This window comes from Micrococcus sp. SL257 (genome assembly GCF_026625585.1).
Classification (GTDB): domain Bacteria; phylum Actinomycetota; class Actinomycetes; order Actinomycetales; family Micrococcaceae; genus Micrococcus; species Micrococcus luteus.
The window spans coordinates 243,070-259,385 of the sequence record NZ_CP113053.1 but is presented as its reverse complement, the minus strand read 5'-3'; the positions used below and the strand labels follow the sequence as shown (position 1 = coordinate 259,385).

The window sequence follows — 16,316 nt, the reverse complement described above, 5'->3', positions numbered from 1 at the left end:
GGACCCGGTGACGTGGACGGCCAGAAGGGCTGGCCATGAGGGGCCGCCGACCCGGACGAAGGAAGGCACAGCATGACGACGAACACGCCGAAGAACGCCCACGGCTCCTCAGCCGAGGGCCGTGACGCCAAGGACCAGGCGAAGGACAAGGCCCAGCAGGCCGCGGGCGAGGCCCAGGGCCAGGCGAAGGCCGTGGCCCAGGACGCCAAGGACAAGGCCCAGGACCTCGCGGCCACCGCCAAGCACGAGGCCGGCCAGGTGAAGGACGAGGCCGCTGACCAGGTGCAGTCGCTGGTCGGCTCCGCCCAGGAGCAGGTCGGCGCGCAGGTGCAGACCCAGCAGGAGCGGTTCGCGGGCCAGGTGCGCAGCTACACCGACGACCTGCACCGCGTGGTCTCCGGTGAGCAGCCGCAGACCGACCTGGTGCGCCAGGGCGTCGCCTCGGTGGCGGACCGTGCCGAGGCCCTGACGCAGCGCCTGGAGACCGCTTCCCCGCAGGACCTGCTGCAGGACGTGCGCGGCTTCGCCGCTCGCCGTCCGGGCACGTTCCTGGCCCTCGCCCTGGGCGCCGGGCTGGTGGCCGGTCGACTGACGCGCGGCATCCGCGACGCCGTCCAGCCCGACTCCGCCGCCTCCACCTCGCCGCGCCGTCACACGACCCGTCCGGACGCGGTGCACGCGGACGTGACCCCGCACCACCTGGACTCGCAGGCCCCGGCCTACTCGAGCGATTCGCTCTCCCAGGCCGACGGCCGCGTCGCGGACGGCGCCGGGCCCCGCCGCGCGGCCGGCGTCGGGGACACCCCGTATGGCACGCAGGCGCCGGTCCAGCAGGGCCTGACCGCCGAGCGGCCGTTCGACCAGACCCGGCCCGGGGGTGACGCATGAGCACCGCCCACGAACCGTTCCGCGACGCGACGCCGCACTCCGGCGCGCACACCCCGCCGCCCACGCAGGCGGAGTTCCGCGCCGAGCACGAGAGCCTCGGCGAGATGTTCCAGAGCCTGTCGGCCAAGCTGTCGACGCTGGTCAGCCAGGAGATCGCCCTGGCCAAGGCTGAGGCCACCGAGTCCGCGAAGAAGGCCGGCAAGGGGGCGGGGCTGCTGGCCGGCGCCGCCGTCGGCGGCTTCTTCCTGCTGATGTTCCTGTCCCTCGCCCTGATGCACCTGCTCGACGTGTTCCTGCCGATCGGCTGGGCCGCGCTGATCGTGGCCGTGCTGTGGGGCGTCGTGGCGGCCGTGCTGGCCGTGCAGGGCAAGAAGGACATCGAGAAGATCAAGGGTCTGCCGCAGACCCAGGAGACGCTTCAGGAGATCCCCGAGACCCTGAACCCCGCGAAGGAGACGCGATGACCACGAGCAACAACCCCGATGAGATCCGCGCCGACATCGAGCGCACGCGCCGCGAGCTCGGCCAGGACGTGGACGCCCTCGCCGAGAAGGTGAGCCCCACGAAGGCCGTGTCCCGGCAGACCAACCGCATCAAGGACGGCTTCATCCACGCGAAGGAGAACATCATGGGCTCCCCGGAGCAGCACCGCCACGAGCCCTCGCTGGGCGATCGCGCCCACGCGGTGGTCGACGACGCCCGGGCCTCCGCGTATGACGCGGCCGGCCAGGCCCAGGACCGCCTGGGCGACGCCGGCGACCGGGTGTCCGAGTGGGCCGACGACGCCCAGCACGCCCTGCACCAGGCCCCGGCTCAGCTGCGCGGCCGCACCGCGGGCAACCCGTTGGCCGCCGGGCTGATCGCCTTCGGTGCCGGCCTGCTGCTCAGCTCGCTGATCCCCGCCTCACGCGCGGAGCAGCGCGCCGCGGAGGGCCTCAAGGACCAGGCCGCCCCGCTGGTGGACGAGGCCAAGCAGGCCGCCCAGCAGCTGCGCGAGGACCTCGAGCCCGCCGCCCGCGAGGCCGCCGGGAGCGTGAAGGAGTCGGCCGCCGAGGCCGCTTCCCACCTCAAGGAGCAGGGCACGGACACGGCGCAGGGCCTCAAGGCGGAGTCCCAGGACGCCGCCCGCCAGGTGAAGGACACCGCGAAGGACGCCTGAGCCCGACTCGAGCACGACGCCGGCCGGTCCCGTTGACGGGACCGGCCGGCGTCGCGCGTGGCGGGGCCGAATCCGGCCCGCGGCTCAGGCCTTGGACCAGATGCGCGTGGTGAGGCGGAAGTCCTCCCCGAGGCCCCGTGCCTAGACTCGGAGGGTGACCCCTCTCGACCGCGTCCCCGACCAGCGCCCCGTCCCCGCCGGCACCGGCCTGACCCTCGAGGACGCCCTCCCCGCTCCCGTGACGGCCGAGGCCGACGGCGTCTCCGCGCGCCCGCGTCTGGCCCGGACCGTCGCCGAGATGCGCTCCGCTCTCCGTGAGCTCGTCGCCCACGCCACGGACGACGGCGACGCCGAGCCCGTCACCGTCGGCCTGATCCCCACGATGGGCGCCCTCCACGGCGGCCACGCGGCCCTGGTGCGGCGGGCCCGCGCCGAGAACGACGTCGTCGCGGTCAGCATCTTCGTGAACCCGCTCCAGTTCGGCGATCCGGCCGACCTGGAGCACTATCCGCGCACCCTGGACGCGGACCTGGACCTGCTGGCGGCGGCGGGCGCCGACGTCGTGTTCGCCCCGGACGTGCAGGAGATGTACCCGGGCTACCCGGACGCGCCGATCGTCACCGTCTCCGCCGGCCGCATGGGGGAGGTCCTCGAGGGCGCCTCCCGCCCGGGCCACTTCGACGGCGTGGCCACCGTCGTGGCGAAGCTGTGGAACATCGTGCGCCCGGCGGTGCCGGCCCTGCGCAGCTACTTCGGCCAGAAGGACGCGCAGCAGCTCACCGTCCTGCGCCGCCTGGCCACGGACCTGGACATCGACGTCGACGTCCGCGCCGTACCCATCGTCCGCTCGCCCGAGGGCCTCGCGCTCTCCAGCCGCAACACCCGCCTGGACGCCGCGGGCCTGGAGCACGCGCTCGTCCTCAGCCGCGCCCTGCGCTCCCTGGCCGACGCCGCGGCGGCCGGTGAGCCCGTCGACGTCCAGGCCGCTCGCCGGATGGTCGAGGACGAGCCGGGCGTCGAGCTGGACCACCTCGTGGTGGTGGACCGGGACACCTTCGCCGAGCTCGGTCCGGAGCTGCTGTGCCAGCCGCTGCGCCGCGAGGCCCTCGCCCTCGTGGCCGCGCACGTGCCGCCCGTCCGGCTGATCGACACCATGGTGCTGCCCGTCGCGGGGCCGCTGCCGTGACCCCGGAGCGTCTCGCCGCCGCCTTCGACGGCCCCTCGCCCGCGCTCGCCGCGACGCTGCTGGGGTGCCGGCTGACCGTCGTCGCCCCGGACGGCGCCGTCACCGTGCGGCTGACCGAGACCGAGGCGTACGGGAACGCGGGAGCGGACCCCGGCGCCCACTCGTTCCGCGGCCGCACCGAGCGCAATGCCGCGCTGTTCGGGCCGCCGCGGCGCACGTACGTGTACCTGAACTACGGCATCCACCGCTGCCTGAACCTGGTGGGCCACCCCGAGGGGGAGGCCGGCGGTGTGCTGCTGCGTGCGGCCGAGGTGCTTGCAGGAGGGGACCTCGCGGTGGCCCGCCGTGGCCGGGACACCGGCCCCAAGCTGCTCTCCGGCCCGGGCAACCTCGGCCAGGGCCTCGGCATCACCCTGGAGATGGGCCACGCGCCCGTGGAGATCGTCGCCGCGCCGCCGGAGGTGGCCGACGACGGTGGCACCTCGGCCCGCCTCGCCGCGCCGGCCGCGCCCGCCCGCTTCCTCCTGGCCCCGCCCGCGCCCCGCGATCCGGCCGAGCCGCCGATCGAGGTCGTGACGGGCCCGCGCGTCGGCGTCTCGGGGGAGGGCGGCTCCGTGCGCTTCCCGTGGCGGTTCAGCGTGGCCGGCCACCGCAGCGTGTCCGCGTTCCGGCGTGGCCGCAACGTGCCGGACTGACCCCCAGACCTTGTCGACCGCCCCGGCCCCGTGCCTAGGTTGATCCCATGACCGAGATGAACAAGACCGCCCACGGCGAGACCCAGCAGACCGTCACCCGGACCATCGACGCGTCCGCCAAGGACGTGTTCGACTTCCTGACCCTGCCCGCGAACCACGCGAAGTTCGACGGCTCGGGCATGGTGCAGTCCGACGACAAGACCCAGCGCATCCAGAAGGTCGGCGACGTGTTCACCATGAACATGCACGCGGAGCACATGGGTGGCGACTACCAGACCGACAATCACGTGGTCGCCTACGACCCGAACAAGCTGGTCGGCTGGAAGACCGCCCCCGCCGGCACCGAGCCCAAGGGTTGGCAGTGGGTCTACCGGCTCGAGGACAACGGCTCCGGCAGCACGGTCGTGTCCCTCACCTACGACTGGACCGCCGTGACCGACCCGGAGCTGCTGGCGAAGAACCTCTTCCCGATGGTGTCCGAGGAGCAGATGGAGGAGTCGCTCGCGAAGCTGGCCGCCGAGGTCGGCTGACCCCCGCCTCCCGACGGCGGCCTCCGGGCTGGCCGTCCCCTCGACGACGGGCACGCACCCGGCCAGGGTGCGGTGCCCGTCGTCGTGTCCGGTGTCACGGCTAGAGTGCCGTGCGAGACCGTCCACCCCCACGTCCAGGAGGATCCGCCGTGACCGCCACCGCCGAGCCCGAAGTCCCGTCGCCGCGCGAGGACCTGTACCGCCACGTCAACGCCGGGTGGCTGGACACCCATGAGATCCCCGCGGACCAGGGCGCCTACGGCGCGTTCCTCGAGCTGCGGGACGCGGCCGAGCTCGCCGTCCGGCACCTGTGCGAGGACGCCGTGCGCGAGGTCGGCACGGGCTTCGACCCCGCCCAGGCGCGCGTGCAGGCCACGGCCGCGGCCGGCGCGCACCGGGACGTCCCGCTCGCCCCGCTGGACGAGGAGGACGCGGAGGGCACGGAGCATCCGGAGCTCAAGCGCCGGATCGCCGCGCTGTACGCCTCGTTCATGGACGACGAGACCGTGGAGGCCCGCGGCCTCGAGCCGATCGCCTCGGACCTGGCGGCGGTGGCCACCGTGTCCACCCCCGCGGAGCTGCTCGCCCTGTCCGGGCGACTGCAGCGCCAGGGCGTCTCCGGCCTCATCAACACCGGCGCCCTCAACGACGCCGGGAACCCGGACCGCATGCTCCTGCACCTGCTCCAGGGCGGCCTGGGCCTGCCGGACGAGTCCTACTACCGGGACGAGGCCTACGCCGAGATCCTCGAGCAGTACACCGAGCACACCGGCCGTCTGCTGGCGCTGGCCGGGATCGGCGCGGACCGGGACGAGGCCGCCGCGCTGGGCGTCCGGGTGGTGGAGCTGGAGAAGCGCATCGCCGCCCTGCACTGGGACCTGGTCCGCAGCCGGGACGCCGTGGCCCGCTACAACCCCATGACCCACGACCGGCTGACGGAGCTCTTCCCCCTGGCCGACGCGTGGCTCGAGGGCGTGGACGCCGCCGGCGAGCGCGCCGCGGAGGTCGTGGTGTGGCAGCCGGACTTCCTCTCCGGTGTGCAGGGGCTGCTCGAGGGACCCGAGGCCGCCGACCTCGAGGACTGGCGTCACTGGCTGATCCTGCAGGTGCTGCGCTCCTTCGCCGGCTTCCTGCCGGACGCGTTCGTGCAGGAGAACTTCTCCTTCTACGGCCGCCGCCTGGCCGGCACCGAGGAGGTCCGCCCCCGCTGGAAGCGCGCGGTCGCGTTCGTCAACGGGGCGGCCGGCGAGGACGTGGCGCAGCTCTACGTGGCCCGCCATTTCCCGCAGGGCCACGTGGCCGCGATGGACGAGCTCGTGGGCCTGCTCCAGGAGGCCTATCGCCGGTCCATCGAGGAGCTCGAGTGGATGGGCGAGGAGACCCGTCAGCGGGCGCTCGAGAAGCTGGCGATGTTCCGCCCCATGGTGGGCTACCCCTCGAAGTGGCTGGACTACTCCGCCCTCGAGGTCCACGCCGGCGACCTGCTGGGCAACGCCCGCTCCTCCTCGGAGCTCGAGTGGGAGCGGGACCTGCGCAAGATCGCGGACGGGCCGGACCCGGAGGAGTGGCACATCACGCCGCAGACGGTGAACGCGTACTACTCCCCGCTCGAGAACGCGATCGTCTTCCCGGCCGCCATTTTGCAGCCCCCGTTCTTCGACCCCGAGGCCTCGATGGCCGCGAACCTGGGGGCGATCGGCGCCGTGATCGGCCACGGCTTCGACGACCAGGGCTCGCGGTACGACGGCGCCGGTCGGCTCGAGGACTGGTGGACCGAGGAGGACCGCGCGGCGTTCACCGAGCGCACCTCCCGGCTGGTGGCCCAGTACAACGCGCTCTCCCCGGCCGAGGCCCCGGACCACCGCGTCAACGGCGAGTTCACCCTGGGGGAGAACATCGGCGACCTCGGCGGCCTGGGCATCGCCCACCGCGCCTTGGAGATCTGGCGGGACGAGGGCGACGGCGCCTCCCTCGACGCCGCGGCGGGGGACCGCGAGTTCTTCACCGCCTGGGCCACCGTGTGGCGTCAGCTCACGCGACCGGAGGCCATGGTCACCCGCATCGCCTCGGACCCGCACTCGCCCAACGAGTTCCGCTGCAACCAGGTGGTCAAGAACCTCGACGCCTTCCACGAGGCGTTCGGCACGCGCGAGGGGGATCCCATGTGGCTGGCCCCGGAGGAGCGCGTCACCATCTGGTGATCCCGCCCGCCGGCCGGGCCCCGCGGGTCCGGCCGGCGGCTCACTCGGATTCGGCGGGGTCCTGCATCCGGGTCTGACGCTCGGCGGCCAGCCGGTCCAGCAGGCGCGTCAGCGTCCGGATGTCCTCGCGGTCCCAGCGCGCCAGGTCGTCGCGCAGCCCGCGACCCGCCGGGCCGCCGCGCACCGCGTCGAGGCGGGCGAGCCCCTCGGGGCTGGCGCTCAGGAGGGCGGAGCGGCGGTCCCGCGGGTCCGGCTCTCGGGTGATCAGCCCGGCGGCCTCGAGGTCGCGGACCATGCGGGAGACCTGCGCGCGGTCCACCAGCAGGCCCTCGGCCACGGCCGAGGGCGTCATGGTCCCCTCGTTGGCCAGCATCATGAACGCCTTCATCGCCCCGACGGACAGGGCCGGGCTGAGGGCCGCCGCGTAGCGGACCATCACCTGGCGGTGCTGCAGGACCAGACGCGAGAACGCCTGCTCGAGCCCCTGGACGGCGGCCTCGAAGCCCGCGTCGTCGCCGCCTCCGCCCGGGTCCGGGGCGCCGTCAGCCACGGCGGGCCCGGACCAGCGCGGTGACGACGGCCGCCAGCAGGGCCGTCCCTGCCACGGCCAGCGCCGCGGGGACGACGGGCCGGTCGGCCACCGCCGTCGCCGGGCGCTCGGCCGACACCGACCGGGACTCCTCCGGGTCCTCGGCCGGATGCTGCCCCTGCGCCGCGGTCACCACGGGGATCGGGCCGGTCGCGGGCAGCGTCTGCATGGCCTCGGCCGTGGCATGGGTGGCCAGGTCGGCGCGGGTGGCGTGGAGGCGCTCGGAGGTGGTCATGCGGCCCAGTGGGAGGTTCGGCAGGAACAGGATCGCGATCAACGCGACGATCGCGAGCGGCACGGCCACGAGGAAGGCGAGGGCGATGCCCTGCGCGTAGACGTCCTCGAAGATCACCCGCAGCGAGTCGGGCATCTCTGCCACGCGTGGCAGGGTGCTGGACTGCAGGCTCTCGGACCACTCGGCGGCGTCCGGGCCCAGGCTGCGCAGGGCCGCGGCGAGGTCCGCGCGGCGCTCCTCGATGCGGTCCGGGACCACGTTGGAGACCACGGCGCCCATCACGGCGACACCGATGCTGCCGCCCAGGGTGCGGAAGAAGGTGACGCCGGAGCTGGCGACGCCCATCTGCCGCGGGTCGGTGGTGTTCTGCACCACGAGCACGAGGTTCTGCATGGTCATGCCGACGCCGGCGCCGAGCAGGAACATGTAGAGGGACACCAGCCAGAAGGAGGTGTCGTAGTGCAGGGTGCCGAGCAGGGCGGTGCCGGCGATCAGCAGGACGGCGCCGATCACGAGCCAGCGCTTCCACACGCCGGTGCGGGTGATGAGGCCGCCGATCACCGTGGAGGACACGAGCAGGCCGAGGATCATCGGGATGGTCATGAGGCCGGCCTGGGTCGGCGTCGCGCCGCGGGCCAGCTGCATGTACTGGGCCAGGTAGACGGAGGAGCCGAACATGGCCAGGCCCGTGGCGATCGAGGCGATCGTCGCGAGGGTGAAGGTGCGGTCGCGGAAGAGGGTGAGCGGGATGAGCGGCTCGGCGACGCGCAGCTCGGTCACGACGAACAGGACGGTGGCGACGGCGGCGCCGCCGAGCATCCACGCGGTGGTGGTGCTGGCCCAGTCGAAGTCGCGACCGGCGCTGGTGACCCAGATCAGCAGCAGCGCGGTGGCCGCGGTCAGGAACACGATGCCGAGGTAGTCGATGGACACCTTCTGGCGCTCGCGGTGCGGGAGGTGGAGGGTGCGCTGCACCATCACCAGGGCGACGACGGCGAAGGGCACCGCCACGAAGAAGTTCCAGCGCCAGCCCCACAGGTCGGTGATCACGCCGCCGGCGAGCGGGCCGCCCACCGTGGCCACGGCCATCACGGCGCCGAACAGGCCCATGTAGCGGCCGCGCTCACGCGGGCTGATGATGTCCGCCATGATCACCTGGCTGAGCGCGACGAGGCCGCCGCCGCCCAGGCCCTGCACGGTGCGGCAGACGATCAGGAAGGTCGGATCGTGGGTGAACCCGGCCGCCGCGGAGGCGGCGACGAAGATCGCCAGGGCGACCTGGAAGAGGACCTTGCGGTTGACGAGGTCGGCCAGCTTGCCCCAGATCGGGGTGGCGATGGCCGTGGCGAGCAGGGCCGAGGTGATGACCCAGGTGTAGGCGGTCTGGTCGCCGCCGATGTCGTGGATGATCACCGGCATCGAGGTCGAGACCACCGTGTTGGCGATCATCGAGACGAACATGCCCAGCAGGAGGCCGGTCAGGGCCTGGAGCACGGAGCGGTGGCGCGCGGCGTCGGCGGCGGCGCGCTCGAGCGAGGGGGCGCCGGCCGGCGCGACGGCCTCGGGGGCGGGGGAGGTTGGGGTCATGGGGTCCTTCGGCGGGAGGGGCGGCGCGGTGATTGACATAAGTCAATGATTGACGAGAGTCAATCATAAGGGGCGTCGGCCCGGGCCGCACCCGCCGTCCGCGGTTAGCCTGGTCACGCCGGACGACGCCGCGTCCTCCCCGCCCCGATCCGAGAGTGAGGCCCGCCGTGACCCCCCGTTTCCTGCTCATGACCCGCCTCCCTGAGCCCGGGCTCGGAATGCTGCGCGAGGCCGGAGAGGTGGTGGACGGCGCCGACGTCGGAGGGGACGCCGCGCTCGCGCGGCTGGTGGCCTCGGGGGACTACGACGTCGTCGTCGCGGCCCTGGACCAGAAGTTCACCGCCGACGTGCTCGCCGACGCGCGGATCAGGGGCATCGCCAACTACGCGGTCGGCTACAACAACGTGGACGTGGCCGCCGCGACGCGGCGGGGGATCGCCGTCGGCAACACCCCGGACGTGCTCACGGACGCCACCGCGGACATCGCGATGCTCCTGATCCTCGGGGTGACCCGCCGTGCCCCCGAGGGTGAGCGGATGGTGCGCGAGGGACGCTTCCACGGCTGGGCGCCGGACCTGCTCGTGGGCCGGGACGTGCGTGGCGCGACCCTGGGCCTGGCCGGTTTCGGGCGGATCGGCAAGGCGGTGGCCGAGCGTGCGCTCGCCTTCGGCATGGAGGTCGTGTTCGCGCCGCGGCCGCCCGCGCACCGGGAGGTCGCGGCCGCGGAGCTCGGCGACCTCGCCGGCCGCGTCCGTCAGGTCCGCTGGGAGGAGCTCGTCGAGGTCGCGGACGTCCTGTCCCTCCACGTGCCCCTGACGGACGACACCCATCACCTCGTGGATGCGGACGTGATCGCGAAGATGAAGGACGACGCCGTCCTCGTCAACACGGCCCGGGGGCCCGTGGTGGACGAGGCGGCCCTCGTCACCGCCCTGCGCGAGGGGCGGCTCTTCGGCGCCGGTCTGGACGTCTACGAGGACGAGCCCGCCCTCGCCCCGGGCCTGGCCGAGCTGGAGAACGTGATGCTCCTGCCGCATCTGGGCTCCGCCACCCGGGACACCCGCGCCGCGATGGCCGAGCTGGCCGCGCGCAACGCGATCGCCATGGCCACGGGCGCGGAGGCCCCGGCCCTCGTCAACCCCGAGGTGCGCGGCTGACCGGCGGGGCGCCGTCGGTAGACTCGGGGACCGTGACCACCCAGAACTCCGCCTCCGCCGCCGTCGACCACCACGATCAGCAGGCCGTCCGCGCCGCCAAGCGTGAGCAGCTGCTCGCCTCGGGCCGCGAGGCCTACCCCGTGCAGGTGCCGCGCACCCACGCGCTGGCCGAGGTGCGTGAGCGGTTCGACGGCCACGAGCCCGACTGGACCTCGGGCGAGACCGTGTCGGTGACCGGGCGCGTCGTCTTCCTCCGCAACACCGGCAAGCTCTGCTTCGCCACCCTGCAGGAGTCCGGCGCGGACGGGGAGGCCGTCCGCCTCCAGGTCATGGTGTCCCTGGCCGCCGTCGGTGAGGAGTCCCTGGCCGAGTGGAAGAAGGTCGTGGACCTGGGCGACTTCCTCTCCGTCACCGGCGAGGTGATCGTCTCGCGCCGCGGCGAGCTGTCCATCATGGCCTCGGCGTGGGAGATGGCCTCCAAGGCGCTGCGCCCCCTGCCCGTGCTGCACGCGGACCTGAACGAGGAGACCCGCGTCCGCCAGCGCTACGCGGACCTGATCGTGCGCGAGGAGGCCCGCCGCATGGTCTACACCCGGGCCAAGGTCACCTCGGCGGTGCGGCGCACCCTCGAGGGCCACGGCTACGTGGAGGTGGAGACCCCGATGCTCCAGCTGGTCCACGGCGGCGCCCTCGCACGTCCCTTCGAGACGCACCTCAACGCGTTCGACCAGCCGATGACCCTGCGCATCGCCACCGAGCTGTACCTCAAGCGCGCCGTCGTCGGCGGCATCGACCGCGTGTTCGAGATCGGCCGCGTGTTCCGCAACGAGGGCGTGGACTCGACCCACTCGCCCGAGTTCACCACCCTCGAGTCCTATGAGGCGTGGGCGGACATGCACGTCATGGCCGAGCGCATGCAGGAGATCATCCTCAACGCCGCGGACGCGGTGGGCGCCGGGCGTCGGCTCGAGACCGCGAAGGGCGTCATCGACCTCGACGGCGAGTGGGCCTGGGTCGCCGTGTACCCGGGGCTGTCCGAGGCCGTGGGCCGCGAGATCACCCCGGAGACGGACGCCGAGACGCTGCGGGCGATCGCCGCGGAGCACGAGGTCAAGGTGGACCCCGCGTGGGACGCGGAGAAGCTCGTGATCGAGCTGTTCGGCGAGATCGTGGAGCCCACCCTGATGAACCCCACGTTCGTGTACGACTACCCGCCGGCCGCCCAGCCGCTCGCGCGCCCGCACCGCTCGGACGACCGGGTCATCGAGGCCTGGGACCTGATCATCGGCGGCATGGAGCGCGGCACCGCGTTCTCCGAGCTGATCGACCCCGTCATCCAGCGCGAGCGCCTGACCGCCCAGTCGGCGATGGCGGCCGCCGGCGACGACGAGGCGATGCAGCTGGACGAGGACTTCCTGCGCGCCCTCGAGTACGGCGCCCCGCCCATGGGCGGCATCGGCCTGGGCATCGACCGCCTGGTGATGCTGTTCACGGACGCCGGCATCCGCGAGACCATCCTCTTCCCGCTGCTCAAGCCGGAGGCCTGACATGGCCGCCTTCTGGGACTACTTCTCCGTCCTCGCCCCCTCGATCGGCCTCGGGCTCATCTTCTGGCTGGTGATGCGCTCCCTGCTGCGTTCGGACACGGGTGAGCGCGAGAGTCAGGCCCGCCGGCTCTCGGGCGCGGACGCGCGGGCGGCCCGCGAGGAGGCCGAGGCCCGTGAGTGGGCGGCCCGACGCCGAGCCGAGGGAGGGCCGGGGGCTGATCCGGAGGACCGCGCCCGGTGAGATTCCTTCCCCGGCGTTGAAGAATCCTTCTGCCCGGCTTCGTTGCGGTATTCTTGAATCACCACAAGTGCACGGCCGGAATCGTGAGCACGCGGGAAAGAACCCCGAGAGCGAAGACCGGAACCCAGGGACACGCGCACGAGAGAAGAAAGTGGGAATCACCGTTGGCACAGAAGGTAGAAGTGGTCCTCGTGGATGATCTTGACAGTTCGCCTGCAGATGAGACCGTGAACTTCGCATTGGACGGTCGCAATTACGAGATCGACCTGTCGAAGGAGCACGCTGCGGAACTCCGTGAGTTCCTGAAGCCCTACATGAAGAAGGGCCGCGCCGTGGCGCCGCCGTCGCCCAAGGTCGAGGCCGCCCAGATCCGCAAGTGGGCGGCCGAGAACGGCTACGAGGTCTCGAGCCGCGGTCGCCTGCACCGCGACGTGGTGGAGGCCTACCGCAACGCGAAGCGCAAGTGAGCGTCCCGCCCGGGTGCGTCGAGGAATCGGCGTCCCCGGGCCTCGTTCCGGCCCCTCCCGAGGACGGCCGGGCCGCTTCTCCCGCTGGCGAACAGCCGCGCGGCACGCGGTCCGGGTGCGTAGTGTCGACCACGACCGTACGCAAGGAGTGTGCCCATGTTCGAGAGATTCACCGACCGCGCCCGGCGGGTGGTCGTGCTCGCCCAGGAAGAGGCGCGCATGCTCAACCACAGCTACATCGGCACCGAGCACATCCTGCTCGGTCTGATCCACGAGGGTGAGGGCGTCGCAGCCAAGGCACTGGAGTCCATGGACATCTCCCTGGGCGCCGTGCGAGAGAAGGTGCAGGAGGACATCGGCCAGGGTCAGCAGAACCCGCCCGGCCACATCCCCTTCACGCCGCGCGCCAAGAAGGTGCTCGAGCTGTCCCTGCGCGAGGCGCTGCAGCTCGGCCACAACTACATCGGCACCGAGCACATCCTGCTCGGCCTGATCCGCGAGGGCGAGGGCGTGGCCGCCCAGGTCCTCGTGCAGCTCGGCGCGGACCTGAACCGCGTCCGTCAGACGGTCATCCAGCTGCTCTCCGGCTACCAGGGCGGCGCCCAGGGTGGCAAGGAGACCGCGGGTGCCGGGGTGGGCCAGGGCGGCGAGGCCGGCCAGAACGCCGGCTCCGTGGTGCTGGACCAGTTCGGACGCAACCTCACCGCGGCCGCGCACGACGGCAAGCTGGATCCCGTCATCGGGCGTGCGGGTGAGATGGAGCGCGTCATGCAGGTGCTCTCCCGCCGCACCAAGAACAACCCCGTGCTCATCGGCGAGCCCGGCGTCGGCAAGACCGCCGTCGTCGAGGGCCTGGCCCAGGCGATCGACCGCGGCGACGTCCCGGAGACGCTCAGGGACAAGCAGCTCTACTCGCTGGACCTCGGCTCCCTCGTGGCCGGCTCCCGCTACCGCGGCGACTTCGAGGAGCGCCTGAAGAAGGTGCTCAAGGAGATCCGCACGCGCGGGGACATCATCCTGTTCATCGACGAGATCCACACCCTCGTCGGGGCGGGTGCGGCCGAGGGCGCGATCGACGCCGCCAGCATCCTCAAGCCGATGCTGGCCCGCGGTGAGCTGCAGACCATCGGCGCCACCACGCTGGACGAGTACCGCAAGCACATCGAGAAGGACGCCGCGCTCGAGCGCCGCTTCCAGCCGATCCAGGTCGCCGAGCCGTCCGTCGAGGACGCCACGGAGATCCTGCGCGGCCTGCGGGACCGCTACGAGGCGCACCACAAGGTCTCCATCACCGACGGCGCGCTCAAGGCCGCCGCCGGCCTGGCGGACCGCTACGTCTCCGACCGGCACCTGCCGGACAAGGCCATCGACCTGATCGACGAGGCCGGCGCGCGTCTGCGCATCCGTCGCATGACCGTGCCGCCGGAGATCAAGGCCTACGAGTCCCGGATCGCGGAGGTGCGCACCCAGAAGGAGGCCGCCATCGACGGCCAGGACTTCGAGGGCGCCGCCCGCCTGCGGGACCAGGAGCAGCAGCTCGGGGACGAGCGCCGCGAGAAGGAGCAGGCGTGGCGCACCGGCGCGGACGCCGACGTCGCCACGGTGGACGAGGACCTCATCGCCGAGGTGCTCTCCAAGTCCACCGGCATCCCGGTGTTCAAGCTCACCGAGGAGGAGACGGACCGCCTGCGCAACATGGAGGACGAGCTCCACCGCCGCGTGATCGGCCAGGACGAGGCCATCAAGTCCCTGTCCCGCGCCATCCGCCGCACCCGCGCGGGCCTGAAGGACCCGAACCGCCCCTCGGGGTCGTTCATCTTCGCCGGCCCCACCGGCGTCGGCAAGACGGAGCTGGCCAAGTCCCTCGCGGAGTTCCTCTTCGGGGACGAGGACGCGCTCATCACGCTGGACATGTCCGAGTTCCAGGAGAAGCACACCGTCTCGCGTCTGTTCGGCGCCCCTCCCGGCTACGTGGGCTACGAGGAGGGCGGCCAGCTCACCGAGAAGGTCCGCCGCCGTCCGTTCTCCGTGGTGCTGTTCGACGAGGTGGAGAAGGCCCATCAGGACCTGTTCAACTCCCTGCTGCAGATCCTCGAGGACGGTCGCCTGACCGACTCGCAGGGCCGTGTGGTGGACTTCAAGAACACCGTGATCATCATGACCACGAACCTCGGCACCCGGGACATCTCCAAGGGCGTCATGACCGGCTTCCAGTCGGCCACGGACACCACCACCGGGTACGAGCGGATGAAGGGCAAGGTCAAGGAGGAGCTGCGCCAGCACTTCCGCCCCGAGTTCCTCAACCGTGTGGACGACGTGATCGTGTTCCCGCAGCTGCAGAAGCACGAGATCGTGGAGATCGTGGACCTGTTCGTCTCCCGCCTCGGCAAGCGCCTGGCGGAGCAGGACCTGTCCATCGAGCTCACCCAGTCCGCCAAGGATCTGCTCGCGGACCGCGGCTACGATCCGGCCATGGGCGCCCGCCCGCTGCGCCGCACCATCCAGCAGATGGTGGAGGACCAGCTCTCGGAGAAGATCCTCTTCGGCGAGATCCCGGCCGGCTCCCTCATCACCGTGGACGCCACGGGCGAGGGGGAGGGCGCCGAGCTGACGTTCGCGTTCTCCGGCGGCCGGGAGGCCCTGGAGGGTGCGGACCTGGCCGAGCTCGAGTCCGGTGCCGGCGATCCGGTGGACGCCGACCGCTCCGCGTGACCTGCGGGGTCTGACCCACGACGCCGGACCGCGCGTCCGGTGGCCACGGCCCGTCGCCCCTCCCCCTCGGGGAGGAGGCGGCGGGCCGTCGTCGTGCCCCCGCGGGGACGCCGGGGCCGAGGTCCGCGACACCGCCGCCGGCATCAAGGACGGCCTCGCGAAGGACCGCTGAACCGGCCCGCCTCTCCGGAGGCACGAGAGGGGTTCCCTCGCGGCGGGATCGGTGCCACTGTGGTCTGTGACCGCTCGACGGTGGTCCTGTCTCCGCTTCGACCCGGCGCTCGCCGGGACGGCCGCGGAGCAGCCCCGAGAAGAAGGAGGCCGCCCATGGGTATCGGTGACCTGAACAACCTCGCAAACCAGCACTCGGACAAGATCGACGAGGCCGTGGACAACGCTCAGGAGCAGCACGGTGACAAGCTCGGCGAGCACGCCGACACCGTGAACAAGGGTGTCGACGGCGCGCAGGAGAAGTTCCTGTCCGGGGACGAGGGCGAGCAGCAGGCCTGAGCCTGCCGTCGACGCCGCGGGAGCCCCCGCCCGGTCCGCCGGGACGGGGGCTCCCGTCTCTCCGGGGTCGGGATGTCCGTGCCTAGACTGGACCCCATGCCTGCCGACCGCCCCCTCACCCTCCGCTCGGCGCGGACCCAGGACGTCCCGGTCATCCAGGCGCTCGTGGAGCCACTGGCGCGGGAGCGCGTGCTGCTCCAGAAGGAGGCTGTGGCCTACTACGAGGCCATCCAGGAGTTCGTGGTCGCCGAGGAGGCGGACGGGACCCTGGCCGGCTTCGGCGCCCTCCACGTGATGTGGCAGGACATCGCCGAGGTCCGCACCCTCGCCGTCTCGGAGGCCCACCGGGGGGCCGGCGTCGGGCACCTGCTCATCGAGGAGCTGCTGGACCGTGCGCGGGCCGTGGGCGTCGAGCGGGTCTTCTGCCTGACCTTCGAGGTCGAGTTCTTCCGCCGGCACGGTTTCGAGGTGATGGCGGACCAGTCCGCCGTGGACCCGGAGGTCTATGCGGAACTGCTGCGCTCCACGGACGAGGGCGTCGCCGAGTTCCTGGACCTCGCCCGGGTCAAGCCGAACACGCTCGGCAACACGCGGATGATCCGCCGCCTCTGA

16 protein-coding genes are annotated in these 16,316 nt (G+C 72.5%); 14 read left to right on the top strand and 2 right to left on the bottom strand.

The window, feature by feature from the left end; all coding sequences use genetic code 11:
- The first annotated feature begins 72 nt into the window (after positions 1–72).
- From OVA32_RS01190 to OVA32_RS01160, 7 genes are all read left to right on the top strand, one after another.
- Positions 73–888 (top strand): hypothetical protein, encoded by an 816-nt coding sequence (locus OVA32_RS01190; RefSeq protein ID WP_060973555.1) that lies wholly within the window; start codon positions 73–75, stop codon positions 886–888.
- On the top strand, positions 885–1,352 hold the full coding sequence (locus OVA32_RS01185) for a phage holin family protein (RefSeq protein WP_036314802.1): 468 nt from the start codon (positions 885–887) through the stop codon (positions 1,350–1,352). The genes OVA32_RS01190 and OVA32_RS01185 overlap by 4 nt, the downstream gene beginning before the upstream one ends.
- The gene (locus OVA32_RS01180) at positions 1,349–2,047 is read left to right on the top strand and encodes a DUF3618 domain-containing protein (RefSeq protein WP_036380847.1); all 699 of its coding nucleotides are present in this window, start codon (positions 1,349–1,351) and stop codon (positions 2,045–2,047) included. Before OVA32_RS01185 ends, OVA32_RS01180 begins: the two co-directional genes overlap by 4 nt.
- Positions 2,048–2,201: 154 nt before the next feature.
- The gene (gene panC, locus OVA32_RS01175; RefSeq protein ID WP_036380850.1) at positions 2,202–3,233 is read left to right on the top strand and encodes a pantoate--beta-alanine ligase; all 1,032 of its coding nucleotides are present in this window, start codon (positions 2,202–2,204) and stop codon (positions 3,231–3,233) included.
- A complete protein-coding gene (locus tag OVA32_RS01170; RefSeq protein WP_036380853.1) occupies positions 3,230–3,928 on the top strand; it encodes a DNA-3-methyladenine glycosylase in 699 nt (232 codons plus the stop codon). The genes panC and OVA32_RS01170 overlap by 4 nt, the downstream gene beginning before the upstream one ends.
- Before the next feature lie 47 nt (positions 3,929–3,975).
- Positions 3,976–4,458: an SRPBCC family protein gene (locus OVA32_RS01165; protein WP_036380856.1), complete on the top strand. Its 483-nt coding sequence runs from the start codon at positions 3,976–3,978 to the stop codon at positions 4,456–4,458.
- 149 nt (positions 4,459–4,607) lie between these two features.
- Complete coding sequence (locus OVA32_RS01160; RefSeq protein WP_144879682.1) at positions 4,608–6,659, top strand: M13 family metallopeptidase; 2,052 nt, start codon at positions 4,608–4,610, stop codon at positions 6,657–6,659.
- Positions 6,660–6,699: 40 nt separating this feature from the next.
- On the opposite strand, the gene OVA32_RS01155 is transcribed toward OVA32_RS01160, so the two are convergent.
- Complete coding sequence (locus OVA32_RS01155) at positions 6,700–7,209, bottom strand: MarR family winged helix-turn-helix transcriptional regulator (RefSeq protein ID WP_036380863.1); 510 nt, start codon at positions 7,207–7,209, stop codon at positions 6,700–6,702.
- Positions 7,202–9,070 carry an MDR family MFS transporter gene (locus tag OVA32_RS01150; protein WP_069941094.1) on the bottom strand — a complete coding sequence of 623 codons (1,869 nt, stop codon included), beginning with the start codon at positions 9,068–9,070 and terminating at the stop codon, positions 7,202–7,204. Before OVA32_RS01150 ends, OVA32_RS01155 begins: the two co-directional genes overlap by 8 nt.
- Positions 9,071–9,237: 167 nt before the next feature.
- Here OVA32_RS01150 and OVA32_RS01145 point away from each other — a divergent pair, with 167 nt between their 5' ends.
- From OVA32_RS01145 to OVA32_RS01115, 7 genes are all read left to right on the top strand, one after another.
- Positions 9,238–10,227, top strand: coding sequence for a 2-hydroxyacid dehydrogenase (locus tag OVA32_RS01145; protein ID WP_069941093.1), 990 nt, complete (start codon positions 9,238–9,240; stop codon positions 10,225–10,227).
- 32 nt (positions 10,228–10,259) lie between these two features.
- A complete protein-coding gene (lysS, locus tag OVA32_RS01140) occupies positions 10,260–11,774 on the top strand; it encodes a lysine--tRNA ligase (RefSeq protein WP_036384191.1) in 1,515 nt (504 codons plus the stop codon).
- Position 11,775: 1 nt separating this feature from the next.
- Positions 11,776–12,015 carry a hypothetical protein gene (locus OVA32_RS01135; RefSeq protein ID WP_041104642.1) on the top strand — a complete coding sequence of 80 codons (240 nt, stop codon included), beginning with the start codon at positions 11,776–11,778 and terminating at the stop codon, positions 12,013–12,015.
- An 83-nt stretch (positions 12,016–12,098) separates the two neighbouring features.
- Positions 12,099–12,482, top strand: a complete 384-nt coding sequence (locus OVA32_RS01130; RefSeq protein WP_370446019.1) for a histone-like nucleoid-structuring protein Lsr2 — start codon at positions 12,099–12,101, stop codon at positions 12,480–12,482.
- A gap of 156 nt (positions 12,483–12,638) precedes the next feature.
- Positions 12,639–15,194: an ATP-dependent Clp protease ATP-binding subunit gene (locus OVA32_RS01125; protein ID WP_267714766.1), complete on the top strand. Its 2,556-nt coding sequence runs from the start codon at positions 12,639–12,641 to the stop codon at positions 15,192–15,194.
- 327 nt (positions 15,195–15,521) lie between these two features.
- A complete protein-coding gene (locus OVA32_RS01120; RefSeq protein ID WP_036339128.1) occupies positions 15,522–15,704 on the top strand; it encodes an Rv0909 family putative TA system antitoxin in 183 nt (60 codons plus the stop codon).
- Between the two features lie 96 nt (positions 15,705–15,800).
- Positions 15,801–16,316: an amino-acid N-acetyltransferase gene (locus OVA32_RS01115; RefSeq protein WP_036314832.1), complete on the top strand. Its 516-nt coding sequence runs from the start codon at positions 15,801–15,803 to the stop codon at positions 16,314–16,316.